Source organism: Alloscardovia theropitheci, assembly GCF_004332295.1.
GTDB classification, from domain to species: Bacteria; Actinomycetota; Actinomycetes; order Actinomycetales; family Bifidobacteriaceae; genus Alloscardovia; species Alloscardovia theropitheci.
Genome location: NZ_RXLP01000026.1, coordinates 31456 through 45518, shown reverse-complemented (window position 1 = coordinate 45518; position 14063 = coordinate 31456). Strand labels below are relative to the sequence as shown.

The window sequence follows — 14063 nt, the reverse complement described above, 5'->3', positions numbered from 1 at the left end:
AGCTTTTCGCGCTACTTCTGCAAGGGTGGGACGAGAAATCATATATCTATAATAAGGAAAATTTTCGGTTTTAGATACTCATAAGAATTCCGTGTTTAGCTTCGATAGCGTTTTAAATATCGGTTCACATTAATAGAAGCGATAAGAAAGGAATAATGGTGTTCCCAAGAAAAACTAAGTGGAGCAAGAAATCCGTTGCATTATTGGCATGTGCAGCAATTGCTATGCCGTCCGGAATCTTTGCGACCGTACAAACTGCTTTTGCAGAAAATAGTAATATCACTCAGACAGGTTACACATGCGTGCCACCAGCTGATGCTGAAGATGCTGTGAAAACGGCTACGCCGGCACAAAAAGCTCGTGTGACTGCGTCCTATACGGCAGCGTGGAATAATATTAGCGCTGTTCAAGATGGCGTGTCCGTTTTTACTGGTGGCGACAACTCGCAAGTATGGGGTACATATGCTGGAAATAATCGTCCTGCTACACAATGGATTCAATATCAGTGGTCAAGTGACGTTACACTTTCTGGAGCATCGCTGTCATTTTGGTATGATAATCCATCAGAAACGGCTGGCAATGGTGTAGCTGTTCCTCAATCATGGAAGCTTCAAACTTCCACTGATGGTAAGGCGTGGACGGATGTCGAATTATCCGCAGAATCTACTTATACGCGCGATAAAAATAGCGCTAATACAGTCACATTTAAGGCGGTGAAAGCGCGTTATCTGCGTGCGGTGCTTTCTGCTACAACTGATGGTCACAATTTTGCTGCTGTGGGTGTAAGTGATTTCTCAGTAACTGCCCAAGGTTCTGTGCCGAGCTTCATTGATACCGGATTAGCAGTGTTATCTTCACAGAGCTTCCAATTGGGTGTCAGCCGAGAAACAGGCGGCATCTATCATCTCAATAATTCTCAAGATGGTCCGCAGTGCACGAATTATGTGATGAATCCACAGACGAAATACACTGGTACAAAATTTAATATTGATGACTCGCGTTGGGTTGGCGATGTCAATACGTGGACAAATGGGAAGCCTCAAAATACAAGTCTTTCTGATAAAGGACGTACAGTAATCAAAGATAATAATTCTATTACTGTGACGTATGAATCGTCTCGGACAGAAAATCGAACTGGTGCAATTAAAGACTTTAATCTATCGGAACGTTATAGTTTTAGTGGACAAAGCGATAGTGTTCTTAATTGGAATATAGATATTACCAATACATCTAGCAAAAAGCTTGTAATGGATGATTTGAGTCTTCCGATGCTTATGAATTCATGGTGGGATTCTTCTAGCCAAGATAATATCTATGAGCAAAATGTATCACGACACGCTTTCGTCGCAAAAAATGGTTCGTATATTTACTGGCAGCGTCCTAACGGTGTAGGCCCATATCTCGTGATGGTTCCAAAGGCAGGTACGTCTCTTGAATTTAAAGATAAGGCAAAGCCTGGTGAAGGACCTTTCCAAGAAGTAGATCCAAGCTGGGAAGGATTGGTGGAATTCTCTATTCATTCAAACCATCTCCAGCCTTCTCGCACAGGAAAAATTGACGGATACCTTGACTCGAGCAAGATGGAGCTTGAGTCTCAAGAAAAGAAATCATATGGTTTTACTCTGCAGTGGGCTAATGATTACAATGATCTGCACAGAGTGCTGTTTGATGCCGGTGTTGTAGATGCTGTAAGTTATCCGGGTTATACTATCGCTCGTGGTCAGAAAGCTCTCTTAGCAGTTCGTGCTAAAGATGGTATTGCTTCGGTGACACCTGGTGGTGGAAAGAATACGGCATTAGGTCGTGATGCAGTGATTAACAAAGTTGATTCCAGAAATGGTTACGATCTTTATGAATTGCAATTCAACTCATTGGGTGAGAACTTTGTCACAGTTAACTTTGGCAAAAATGGTGAGCGCAAATCTGTGATTCAATATAACAGTATTGAATCTATCGATAAATTGATTGATTCTCATGCTGACTTCCTCGTGAAGAATCAGCAAGTGAAGGATCCATCAAAAGGGTATGATGGAGCGTTCTTGCAATGGAACATGAGCAAGAAAGAAGTGGTTACACGTTCTAGCAATTCGCTCAAGGGACAATCTGAATGGAATAAGCGTTGGATGGCTGGAGGTGCAGATGACTTGGGCTTATCGCCAGCTGAATTCCTCTCAGAAAAGAACGCAATGCGACCTGTGCAAGAACAGGTAGAAGCTCTCGATTACTACATCAATAATTTCCTTTTGGGATACTTGCAAAATCAGCGTAAAAAAGATGCAGGTATTGCATGCACGGGTAAGGAATGTGACGAACGAACATGGAATTTGTATCATTGGTATGACGGAACTGATGGAGATCGTCCATCAGGAAAGTGGGATAGTCGCGATGTTGCAACCGGTGCCGTTACATGGCGAGTAATGAATTCACCACACGTATGGAATACTTACTTTAACATGTATCGTATTGCGAAAATGTATCCACAGCTCACTATGAGTTTTAGCGCTCGTGAATATTTGGATATGGCGTTTAAGACAGCTCAAGCGTTCTATACACATGACAAGAATTATCGTGCAGCATTCCTGGATAACTCATCACGCGAAATGGGAGCTATGGGCGAAGGAACAATTCCTGAGATCGTTCAAGCACTTCGCGATGAGGGCATGAACGAGAATGCTCAAAAACTTACAGGCTTTGCTCAGGATAAACTTGCTGAATTTAAGACAAAGAAGTATCCTTTTGCTTCTGAAATGAGTATTGATACTACAGCGTTTGAATCAACTCATACGATGTCAAAGTTCGGCAATCCACTTGATTCTGCCCTGCAGCGCAAGACAACATTAGCGTCTCTCGCTGCTCGTGGTACTCAGCCTTTATGGTACTTCAATGGTGGTGATAATCGTCATATGGGCGAATCGTGGTGGAATCTCGGTTACGAAACTCAGTTGGGGGCATGGCAGCAACAAGATTATCTCAAGAATTTCTCTGGTAATAATGAACAGTTGAGCCAGTCTGGTATGGATGCTGATGAACTCATGCGCTCTACATATGGAGCGTATATGGCTGGATGGTCCAATATTAATATGGGACAAATTAGCTCTGACCCAAGTAACCGTGGTGCTGCTGCATGGCAGTATCAGAGCGAAGGGGGAAATCGGACAGCAGCAGGAGCCTACTCGATGATTCCAGTTGAGAACCACTGGTGGATGTGGTCTGGAGAAGCTGATTTAGGATTCTGGGGCGCTTTACGAACAGCATCAGTCAATGTGGTTAATGACAAGATCCTCGGCGAGTATGCTTATGGTGCGCATCTGACATCAAATAATTCTACGTGGACGATTAAGCCAACCGATGGAGTTTCTCGTCGTGTAACTTTCTACAATGCTGGAAAATTCGGTTTTGAGCTCAACGGTTTGAGTTATACTCGCGCTACCTTAGCAAAAGACGGTTCTGAGCTCACTCTTGATTTGCGTGATGTTCATGCTCTGAATAATACGAGCAGCGCTTCTTCTGCAAGGTCAACTCGCGGTGTTGCATTCTTCACCGCACGCGAAGTAAATGCAGCTGAGACGACATCATCTGATACGACACGTTCATCTATTGTTTTGAGCAATGTACCATCCGGACAATGGGAAGCGATATCAGGTAACAATCGTGCGGATGTGAATAGATCCGAAAATGGTACAGCAGTTATTAATCTCAATGATTTGGGTATAAATAGTTCATCTACTGTAACAATTCGTCGAGTCGTTCAGCCAGATGGCGTAAGTATCCAATCTCCTGACGTAGCTAATAACGCTGCTTCATTGACCGTTGATGGCACAACGCAATTAACTGCTGTGGTTACTCCATCAAACGCAACTGATTCATCTGTTACATGGACAGTTGATGATCAGGACATTGCGAGCGTGTCAAATGAAGGTCTAGTAACAGCTCGTAAAGCAGGTACAACGACTATTCGTGCCACAACTCATAATGGTCACAGTGCAACGATAACGCTTACAGTGGTTGCACATTCAGAGGAAGGTGGTAATGGCAATCAAGGCGGTGGGAATCAACCTCAACCTCAACCTCAGCCTCAACCTCAGCCTCAACCTCAGCCTCAACCTCAGCCACAACCTCAACCTCAACCTCAACCAGGAACAGGCGAGGATGAAAATGCAAACAATCAGCAACGACCTGGAGAGTCGAATAGTAACGATTCAGGTCTACAGCAACAATCAAATAACAAAAAGAACTCACAAGAAAAGCAGCTTTCGAAGTCTGCGCGTCAACTTTCGAAGACAGGCGTTGCTGTGAGCACTATTATGATTGTTTCGGTAATTTCCTTAGCAATGGCTGCTGTTTTGAAACGCTGGTCACGTATGCATTAATTACGTGCATAAGCCAGTGAAATATATTGAGGAGTCCGTCTCTATACACGAGAGTATATATGTCGGACTCCTCAAGTTTTACGTAATATGGGTGTGAATAGACGTGAAAGATACTAACTGCATAAAAAGTACAATTCGTGCGGATGAATCGTACTGATTAACCGGAAAATTTCCTATTTGTATTCCTTCATGATTGGTGATAGGAAAATATGATACGGTAATGTCACTATTCATTCGATAAAGGAGATGACATGAAAATGCGTGAAGCATCGAGGCTCGGTGTGCCTCTATCGGAAATTGGTTTGGGAACATGGCAGTTAGGTTCAGATTGGGGAGATGTCAATCCCGACGATGCAACTGTGATATTAGATGCAGCATATGCTGATGGCATTACATTCTATGATACAGCAGACGTATATGGTGATGGGTGCAGCGAGAAGTTCGTTGGGCAGTTTAGAGCTGCACATCCTGATACTAATATTTTTGTAGCTACAAAGATGGGACGTAGAGGTCCTCAAACTTTCGATGAATACACGTATGAGCATTTCCTTGAATGGAATGATCGTTCGCGTGCTAACTTGGACATGGATACTTTAGACCTTGTACAGTTACATTGTCCTCCGACAGATGTTATCGCTGCTCAACGCACTTATGATTATCTTGACAAGATGGTAGATGACAAGCGTATTGCGCGGTATGGGGTTAGTGTAGAAACCTGCGAACAAGCCCTCATGGCTATGGATCGTGACAACGTTGCATCTATTCAAATTATTATGAATATCTTCCGCCAAAAGCCATTAGAAGAGGTTCTTCCTCGCGCGGTGGAAACTGGAACTGCGATTATTGTACGAGTTCCTTTGGCTTCCGGCTTGCTTAGTGGAAAATATACAAAAGAAACTACTTTTGCCCCGAATGATCATCGTACATATAACAGACATGGAGAATCGTTCGATGTTGGAGAGACTTTTGCCGGCGTTCCTTTTGAAGTTGGGGTAGAAGCAGCACAAGAATTTTCCCAATTGGCTCGTGACTATGATCCTAACTCGACTCCTTCTCAAATCGCCTTAAGATGGATACTCGATCAAGAAGGTGTTACTACGGTAATTCCAGGAGGGCGCAATGTGGAACAAGTTAATTCTAATGCTCACGCATCGCAACTAGCACCTTTGTCACAGGACTTTGCTCACGAGCTGACGAATTTGTACGATTCTCGTATTCGACAGTATGTGCATAATCGTTGGTAAAATATCAACATAATTCATAGATAGAGATGTGCCTGGTTTCCTCGAAGTTGAAGAAGCCAGGCATTTATATGACGTGTAGCGGTGATGATATTGCTGCGGTCAGTTAGCCCACTTCACTTTCTTGAGCCATACCTCACTCTTTACTCTCCATAGGAAGAGTATGCCGCAAATCCACCATTGAATCACGCAGGCGAGCCAGTAACCGTTGATTCCCATGAGAGGGCATAAGATTATGGCAAGAGGTACGCGGATAATCCAAATTGTTCCAGCGTTGAAGAGGCTTGATGCGAGTGTATCTCCTGCACCACGGATTGCTGCTGAACCCACGATTGATGCCGCAAAGAAAGGCTCAGCGATAGCTCCGATGCGAAGAGCCGTCGAACCTGCTTCAATGATTTTAGGATCTGGAGACAGTATGCCAATCATTTGTGGTGCGAAAATGAACATGAGGATTCCGCCTAATGACATAATCGCCATACCGAGAGCAATGGAAATCCATGCGAAGCGTTTAGCCATATCGCGCTGCTTGGCTCCGATAGATTGACCTACGATGGTAGTAGAAGCTGTCCCGATGCCAAAACCCGGTTCATAGCAGATACTTTCAGCAGTAACTGCGAAAGAATTCGCGGCGATAGCCATGGTTCCAAGTGGGGCAATAATTCTCGTGCTCACAACCTGTGCACTATTTGTCACAGCGTTCTCTATAGCAACAGGTGCGCTAATTTTAAAAGCTGTCACAATTGTTGAACGATTAAAATGCACATGCTCACCACTGCGTCGTTTAAGTAGCGGACTGCGTGCAAGCATATACCACAAATAAATTGCCGCACCTACGAGTTCTGCTAATCCTGTTCCCAAAGACGCTCCGGCGACCCCCATATTTGCGCCCGGCCATTCGATAGACATACCCAAAAATGTATATGTAGTCGTTGGAAAGATAAGCAGAGAATTAAAGAAAACATCGCATAAACACATGATGACACTGACAGCACCAGGAAGCTTCATATTACCAGAACTTTGAATCATGGAACTGCCCATAGAAGTCAGTTGTATAGCAAGAATTGAAGCTCCGAAAAAAGTTAAATATGCTGTAGATCCTGGACGAATTTCTGCTGCGCCGCCCAACCATGTAGGCAGAACGAAGGCTAAAGCAATCGTGATTACAGTGAGTACTATAGAAAATAGAGTAGCAACGACTAGACCCTGCTTCATAATATTGCGAGCCTCTTTATCGTCTTGAGCGCCGAAACGTTGCGCCATTTGAACGCTAAAGCCTACGGTTAGAGCTGTGCATAAGCCAGAGAAAAGCCATGTTACCGGAGAAATTAGTCCGATAGATGCAGATGCTGTAGTACTTAAATGTCCTACCATAGATGCGTCGATAAACTGCATGATAAAGTAAGATAATTGCGCCGCGATGGTAGGAAGAGATAGTAGTCCTACCAGTAAAAGACTACGACGAAGTGTCAGCTTTCCGTGGGTTTGTAATTGGTGGAGAAGCTCGGCAGATGTGGGGAATTTCTTTCTCATAGCGAAGTCAAGACTAGCATGACAGATAGTCCGAATATGTACTTGGATATGTCCTCTAATATACGGCGAGAAAACTGTGTGAGTTCTGTGTGCAAAAAATGCATCAAATAGACGTTAGCGTGCTCAATATATAACATCCCCCTAGCATTTCGATCCAGAAACGCTAGGGGGATGTTTATACAGTTATTCCGAATCTGCAGAAGTGGTCCGATATAACTTTACGTCCTGTTGTTTTCTCGGGAAAAGAATAAAGAAACATACAGAAATTGCAACAAATGGGATAGAGAAATAGTAGAGACTTGTGAAAGCCTGTGTGTACCTCGATTTCGCATATTGTTGGATTGATGCAATCGCGGTATTGATGCTGCGATTAAGCTTTTTGATTTGCTGTCTCACCGATGATGCGACTGTGTCGTGTATACGTTGTTTTTGTTGTTCTGAAATTGTCGATTGGTAAGTAGTTAAAGTTTGCTGGTATGCCCCCTCAATCATGTTGTTAATTTCCTGCGAAGAGAAATGATTCGTTGAAAAGTCTTCAGATGGGGAATTGCTATCTAATGCAGTAATTGCCTTTAATTCAATTTGCTTTTGTACGTCATGAGGTACATCAATTTTCTGGACAGTTGATTGTATGAATGCTACTGAATCAGAACGTGCAGTGCTAAGGTTTGAATACAGGCAGCTTACATATATTGCCACAGCAAGAACCACTCCAATTTGACGGATTACTCCTATGACGCTTTGTGAAGAAGTTAAGAGATCGCCGGTGAAATTTGATGCTGCTAAAACAGTAATGGGGCCTACAATTATTCCATATCCGCTTCCTAAAACTGCACAAGTGGCAATCACGATCGGTATATTGTTCATATTTATTGTTGCAAATAATACATAAGAGCAAAACATAAGAGCGAAGCCTCCTGCGATAATTATTCGAGCTCCCAGCCTCTTGATAAGAAGCGCAGAAATTGGAGAAAAAATAAATATTGCAACCGTGATTGGAGTAACTAGGAGAGCGGCAATAAGCTCACTTCGACTTTGTATACGAGTGAAAAAAGTAGGCAGTAATACTGTTACGGCTACGAGGAAAACATTACTCGTAAGGCTCGTAAGTGCAGAACCTGTGAACTCGCGATTGGTAAATAACTGCAGAGGAATCATAGGGTTTCGTGTAGTTTTTTCATGCAGTAGGAATGCAATGAAAGAAGCAAGAGAAAAAACAAAAAAGACCGATGATACTGATATTAGTCCATCCCCAATCATGGGCTTTTACTAGAGCAAGTGTGAGCGAAAAAAGTGTAATAACGCACAATATGGCACCGATAAAATCGATATGAACGGTCTTTGTAATTTCGTTTAAATTTAGGCATGAAATACAAATGATAAAAGAAATAGCAATCAATGGAATATTAACTAGAAATATCCATCGCCATCCTAAAAATTGTGTAAGTATTCCTCCAATAGTTGGGCCTAACGCTGATGCAAGTCCCTGGGTTACGCCGAGGGCTGCGATTACTTTCGTGCGCTTTTCTAGAGTTACAAGATTAATTCCAATAGTCATTGACAGTGGGAAGATAATCGCTGCTCCAACAGCTTGTATAGCTCGACCGGTGATTAGTAATGGCAGCGTAGTACTCAAAGATGATATTAATGAGCCCAAGATAAAGATGAATAGTGAAACGATGTATGCGCGATTTCTTCCAAATTTTTCGGCAAGTGCTGTCAGTGGAATGCTTAAAGAAGCGAAAAGAATTATATAAATATTTAGCGCCCATTGAACGGAATTCAAGCTAATCGAAAGATCTTCCTGAATAGCTGGTAGTGCGATATTCATTACCGTTGTATCAAGCATGCACAAGAAAATTCCGATACACATAGCAATGATAGAAAGTTTTTTTCATTATATCCTTCTAGATTCCATATTAACAATAGTAATATAAACAATATAAATATATAGCATGACAACATGAAGATGGTAGAATGTGAGATAAGAAAAAATGGGAAATATACAAGGAGAAAATATGCAGGGGAGAGATATCGTTCTCGGAATTCTGGGGGAGAGTAAACGTACGGGGTATGAAATAAATGACATATTAAAAAATCGCTTATCGTATTTCTTTGATGGAACTTACGGAATGATTTATCCCACCCTTCGTAAGTTAGAAAGTGAAGGCATGATTTCAAAAGAGGTTATTGTGCAAGTCGGTAAGCCGAATAAAAATCTTTACTCGCTTACAGAGCAGGGAAGAGAAGAACTTCATGCTTATCTTGAGTCTGATGTGGATGATGAAATTTTTAAGTCGGACTTTTTAATGCGCCTTTTCTTCGGTTATGATCTCGATGACGATAAGTTAACGAGGCTATTAGAGAGAGAAATTGAACGAAAAGATGAAAAGATTCAAACTTTGACCGATAATTTGCGTATATGGAAAGAAAATGGACTCACTCGTACACAGGAAATGACAATTGAGTACGGCTTAGCGCAATACGACGCCACCAAAAAAGTCTTAGAGAAGCAGCTTAAGGAATTGAAAAGCTGAATAATCAATCATAGCTTGGTATGGGCTGAGGTGCTGGATATATTCCTTTGGGTAAGATTATGAGTTATATAAAAACTCGGTAATGCATACAAATTACTTCCAAATTTGTATGCATTACGTCCTGCCCTCTTGTATGAATTATTGGGAAGATAGGCATTTCGTGTATCATATATAAAAATTAATTATCAAATAATATAAATGATGCGCATGGTGCCAAATAACGCAGATAATAAGGTTTTTGTCGTCTCACCTGCAAGTGTAAAACAAAAGAATAAGACAGATTGTTTATTTTCTCTCAGCATTGAAAATTACGGCATCTTCCGTATCGGCTCCATCGTAAGTGTAAGGAGCTCTCAGAGGTGCGACTCCATGCTCTAATAAATCGCCGAGAAGTTTGATTGCGTCAGCCATAGGAATGTTCTTTCCTGATAGTGTCCAACGACGCCATACATTGACAGATGAATAGACTACGAAAGTATTAATTAGTTCTTGCTCTGCAGGAGAGAAATTTCGATATGGATTATACAGTGAACGACTGTGTTGGGTTGTCTGTAAAATAATGTCATTAGCAAGCTGTCTATACTGCGCGCTCGCAAAGATTCGCTCGATTTCAGGAGACGATGTATAAAACTCGAACATTGTGCGTGATAAGTCGTAATAGTTGAAAGGACGTGGCAACTTCTCTATAGTTCGAGAATATTCTTTCGCAAGATAGGTGGCATATTCTTCGTAAATTGCTTCGAGGCTATCGTAATGCAAATAGAAAGTTTTGCGATGAATGTGTGCGTGGTCGGTTATAGCGGACACAGTAATATCATCAGGACCTAAAGTATGGAGCAGTTCGCTATATGATTGGCGGATAAGAGCATGTGTGCGTTGCCACCGGATGGAATGCTCATTGCTCGCAATAGGTTGATCGTCGTGGATGCGCATCGTATCAGGCATAATCCGTGTCTCTCTGTCTTGTTTTGAACGAGGCGAGTTCGTTGGTTTCTTGCAGTTTGCCTGAAGCTCTCTCGTAATTTCAAAGTTTATATCCAATAGTAGCAAAACTGTGGCAATGCCACATCATGCGTCGTTGTGGTCATTGATAGAGAGAAAAGCGTTGGTTAATCTCGAGATTATCGCAAAGAGAACTCTACGCGCGGCAGGGTAGAGGCGATATGAGAAAGGAAAACGAATGCTTGAACTCAACATGGACGATGTTCTTGCGGTGCTCGGCTCGGTGCGGGCATATCTTATAGCAGTAGCGGTGGCGTTGGTGCTCGCTCTGCTTGTGACATTTGTGGTTAACAAGCGAACTGTAAAAAATTTGGGCGCTCGAAAGTTAACGCATTCAGCAACATGGGTTGTGGCTCTTATTGCGGCTCTCGTGTCTATTAATATGATGTTGCTTGGGCCATTGAGCAATGTGATTACTCTTGCTACAAGTGACAAACTTGCACTGTCTTCATCGACTATTAAGAAGACAAACGAATTGGCTATTAATCTTGAACGAGAAGGAACGGTCCTTCTGCAAAATAATGACAATACTTTGCCAATTTCAAATCCAGGAAATATTAATGTATTCGGTTGGGCTTCTACAAACCCAATTTATGGTGGAACCGGTTCTGGAGCGCTTTCAGATGCGTATCCTACGACGTCGATTTTGGATTCTTTGAAGAATGCTGGGTTCAAGACAAACGATCAGCTTCTAAGCTCTATACTGATTACTCTACTGAGCGCGGACAAATTGCTGTAACTCAAGCGGATTGGACTTTGCCAGAACCTCCAGCTGCTCGCTACAGCCAAGAGCTCATTGATCAAGCGAAACAGTTCTCAGATACTGCGATTGTTACTATTGGTCGTGTAGGTGGCGAAGGTCTTGATCTTCCTAAGGATATGGGAGCTGAAGGCGTTGTATATAACAATAATTCTTCAGATTATAAGGATTTTGAAGCAGGCCAGCACTATCTCGAGCTTGACCGTACTGAGCGCGATATGCTCAATCTTGTAACTTCTAACTTTGATAAGGTTATTTTGCTCTATAACGGTGCAAATGCTTTCGAAATGGGATTCTTGCAAGATTATCCTCAGATTAAGTCAGTGCTCTGGGCTCCTCATCCTGGTCAAGCTGGTTTTGCGGCTCTCGGTGAGATTATGAACGGTACAGTAAATCCTTCTGGAAAGACTGCGGATACTTTCGTTAAGGACTTTACTCAAACTCCAAGTTTTAATAATTTCGGCGATTTCAAGTATGACAATGCGCAAGAATTTGAAATTGAATCTGTACGCGGTTTGCGCTCACCTCGTTTCGTCAATTACGTAGAAGGAATCTATGTCGGCTACCGTTTCTATGAAACCGCAGCAGATACAGGTGCAATCAACTATGACGATGTCGTTCAATATCCATTCGGCTACGGCTTGAGCTATACGACATTTGAACAGCGAATGGGTGATGTCACACGCTCAAATGGCAAGATTTCCTTCGATGTTACTGTGACGAATACTGGCTCAGTTGCAGGTAAGGATGTTGTGGAAGCATATTCTAATCCTCCTTATACTGAAGGTGGTATCGAAAAGGCTACAGCTAACTTGGTTGCATACAGCAAGACAAAGTCGCTTAAGCCAGGGGAATCTCAAACGCTTTCCATCTCTTTCAACGAAGATGATTTGGCTTCATATGATTATCGGGGTGCGAAGGCATACGTCCTTGAAGCAGGAGATTACGCTATTTCTATTCGAAGTGATAGCCATCATATTCTTGATTCTCGTGACGTTACTATTGATCAGAGCGTGATATACAATTCCCAAAATCGTACTCATAACGGCGATGCAGTAGTTGCGACAAATCAGTTTGACGATGTAGCGGGAGATGTGAATTACTTGTCTCGTGCAAATAATTTTGCAAACTATACCGAGGCAACTGCAGCTCCAACGAACTTTACTATGTCTGATGCTGCAAAGGACGGTTTCTATAACAACGGAAACTATGATCCAAAGAAGTTTGATAATTCAGCTGATAAGATGCCGACAACCGGTGCGCAAAACGGTGTTCGTTTAGCTGAACTTCGCGGAAAGGATTACGATGACAAGCAGTGGGATTCATTACTCGATCAGCTAACCGTTTCCCAAATGAACGAACTTATTGCGAACGGTGGGTATGGTAATGCTGCAATCGATTCAATCGGTAAAATCCGCATGTCCGATGTCGACGGTCCTGCAGCTTTGAAGGACAACTTCACAGGTGTATCTTCTATCGGTTTGCCAGCAAACGTCGTTCTTGCAAATAGCTGGAACCGTGAGCTTGCAGAAGAGTTCGGCCAAAATATCGGTCAGATGGCTCATGAGCTCAATATTTCCGGTTGGTATGCTCCATCCATCAACATTCACCGCAGTGAATTTGGTGGACGAAACTTCGAATACTTCTCCGAAGATCCACTGCTTACTGGTGATTTGGCATCTGGTCAGGTACTTGGCGCTGCGAAGTACGGTGTGTATGCGTTTACCAAGCATTTCGCATTGAACGAGCAGGAAACTCAGCGAAACGGTCAGCTCTTGACATGGGCAAACGAGCAGTCGATTCGCGAAATCTATCTCAAGCCATTCGAAGACGTAGTGAAGTCAATCAATGATGCCAATGTAAAATCTATGGCAATCATGAGCTCTTTCAACTACGTAGGAAATACTTACTCAAGTGCGAAGTTGGAGTTGAACCAGAACGTGCTTCGTGATGAGTGGGGATTCCGTGGAATGGTTGAAACTGACTACTTCGCAGGTCCAAATTATTCCTATCAGAATGCTGATCAGCTCATTCGAGGTGGCACAGATATCATGCTGGCGACCACACGCACGACAAACTACGTCACTGACTTAAGTCCAACAGCTGTCATCCAGATGCGTCGCGCTGCTCACAATATTTTGTACACTACGGTCAACTCGTGGCGTTACGAAAATGGCGAGCCAGGAACTGCTCTTGAGAACTGGAAGATTGCTCTCATTGTAGTCGATGTCATTGCTGGTCTCGTACTTGCTGGACTGAGCGCGCTCGCTATTCGTCGATTTGTGGTGCGTGCACGTCAGGCGAAAGCTGACCTAAGCGCTGGCGAGGAATAAAACGGGTGAAAATGCTAACAGCACAATAATAAAAGGTAATGATTCCTATAGGCACTCTTACTCTATAGACTCTATAGAGTGATGCGCTTGAACAGATGCGTTCTTTATATAGGAAATATTACTTCTCACTAATTGGTGGATATCTAAATTTTAGGTATCCACCAATTCTTATCCACCATGTATTGAGTAAAAAGTAATTTCTTTGTATCGGGCTACGTATCGTACTGCAGTCGAACTTTCTAAATGTTTCGAATATTTTGTTCGATGAGTAATGCTAATCTACGTAA

General features: G+C 42.6%; 7 protein-coding genes and 1 pseudogene. 4 read left to right on the top strand and 4 right to left on the bottom strand.

Features of this window, described 5'->3' with window-relative positions; all coding sequences use genetic code 11:
- Positions 1-155 precede the first annotated feature (155 nt).
- Together EJ419_RS06670 and EJ419_RS06665 are read left to right on the top strand one after the other, a co-directional pair.
- Positions 156-4370: a DUF5695 domain-containing protein gene (locus EJ419_RS06670; RefSeq protein WP_131284898.1), complete on the top strand. Its 4215-nt coding sequence runs from the start codon at positions 156-158 to the stop codon at positions 4368-4370.
- Between the two features lie 251 nt (positions 4371-4621).
- Positions 4622-5614 (top strand): aldo/keto reductase, encoded by a 993-nt coding sequence (locus EJ419_RS06665; RefSeq protein WP_131284896.1) that lies wholly within the window; start codon positions 4622-4624, stop codon positions 5612-5614.
- Between the two features lie 99 nt (positions 5615-5713).
- Here the strand turns inward: EJ419_RS06665 and EJ419_RS06660 are convergent, their stop codons facing one another.
- From EJ419_RS06660 to EJ419_RS08410, 3 genes are all read right to left on the bottom strand, one after another.
- The gene (locus EJ419_RS06660; RefSeq protein WP_131284894.1) at positions 5714-7144 is read right to left on the bottom strand and encodes an MATE family efflux transporter; all 1431 of its coding nucleotides are present in this window, start codon (positions 7142-7144) and stop codon (positions 5714-5716) included.
- A gap of 183 nt (positions 7145-7327) precedes the next feature.
- Positions 7328-8404, bottom strand: a complete 1077-nt coding sequence (locus EJ419_RS06655; RefSeq protein ID WP_205668847.1) for an MFS transporter — start codon at positions 8402-8404, stop codon at positions 7328-7330.
- Positions 8322-9017 carry an MFS transporter gene (locus tag EJ419_RS08410; protein WP_276320061.1) on the bottom strand — a complete coding sequence of 232 codons (696 nt, stop codon included), beginning with the start codon at positions 9015-9017 and terminating at the stop codon, positions 8322-8324. Before EJ419_RS08410 ends, EJ419_RS06655 begins: the two co-directional genes overlap by 83 nt.
- A gap of 145 nt (positions 9018-9162) precedes the next feature.
- Between EJ419_RS08410 and EJ419_RS06650 the strand changes: the two genes are divergently transcribed.
- Positions 9163-9681, top strand: a complete 519-nt coding sequence (locus tag EJ419_RS06650; protein WP_131284892.1) for a PadR family transcriptional regulator — start codon at positions 9163-9165, stop codon at positions 9679-9681.
- 285 nt (positions 9682-9966) lie between these two features.
- Here the strand turns inward: EJ419_RS06650 and EJ419_RS06645 are convergent, their stop codons facing one another.
- Positions 9967-10626, bottom strand: a complete 660-nt coding sequence (locus EJ419_RS06645) for a TetR/AcrR family transcriptional regulator (protein ID WP_131284890.1) — start codon at positions 10624-10626, stop codon at positions 9967-9969.
- 235 nt (positions 10627-10861) lie between these two features.
- Here EJ419_RS06645 and EJ419_RS06640 point away from each other — a divergent pair.
- Positions 10862-13776: pseudogene (locus EJ419_RS06640) on the top strand (glycoside hydrolase family 3 C-terminal domain-containing protein).
- Positions 13777-14063: the final 287 nt, after the last annotated feature.

Excerpts from the sequence above, each read along its gene's own strand:
- EJ419_RS06670 (WP_131284898.1), top strand. The coding sequence starts at position 156 with ATGGTGTTCCCAAGAAAAACTAAGTGGAGCAAGAAATCCGTTGCATTA.
- EJ419_RS06665 (WP_131284896.1), top strand. The coding sequence starts at position 4,622 with ATGAAAATGCGTGAAGCATCGAGGCTCGGTGTGCCTCTATCGGAAATT.
- EJ419_RS06660 (WP_131284894.1), bottom strand. The coding sequence starts at position 7,144 with ATGAGAAAGAAATTCCCCACATCTGCCGAGCTTCTCCACCAATTACAA.
- EJ419_RS06655 (WP_205668847.1), bottom strand. The coding sequence starts at position 8,404 with ATGATTGGGGATGGACTAATATCAGTATCATCGGTCTTTTTTGTTTTT.
- EJ419_RS08410 (WP_276320061.1), bottom strand. The coding sequence starts at position 9,017 with ATGTGTATCGGAATTTTCTTGTGCATGCTTGATACAACGGTAATGAAT.
- EJ419_RS06650 (WP_131284892.1), top strand. The coding sequence starts at position 9,163 with ATGCAGGGGAGAGATATCGTTCTCGGAATTCTGGGGGAGAGTAAACGT.
- EJ419_RS06645 (WP_131284890.1), bottom strand. The coding sequence starts at position 10,626 with ATGCCTGATACGATGCGCATCCACGACGATCAACCTATTGCGAGCAAT.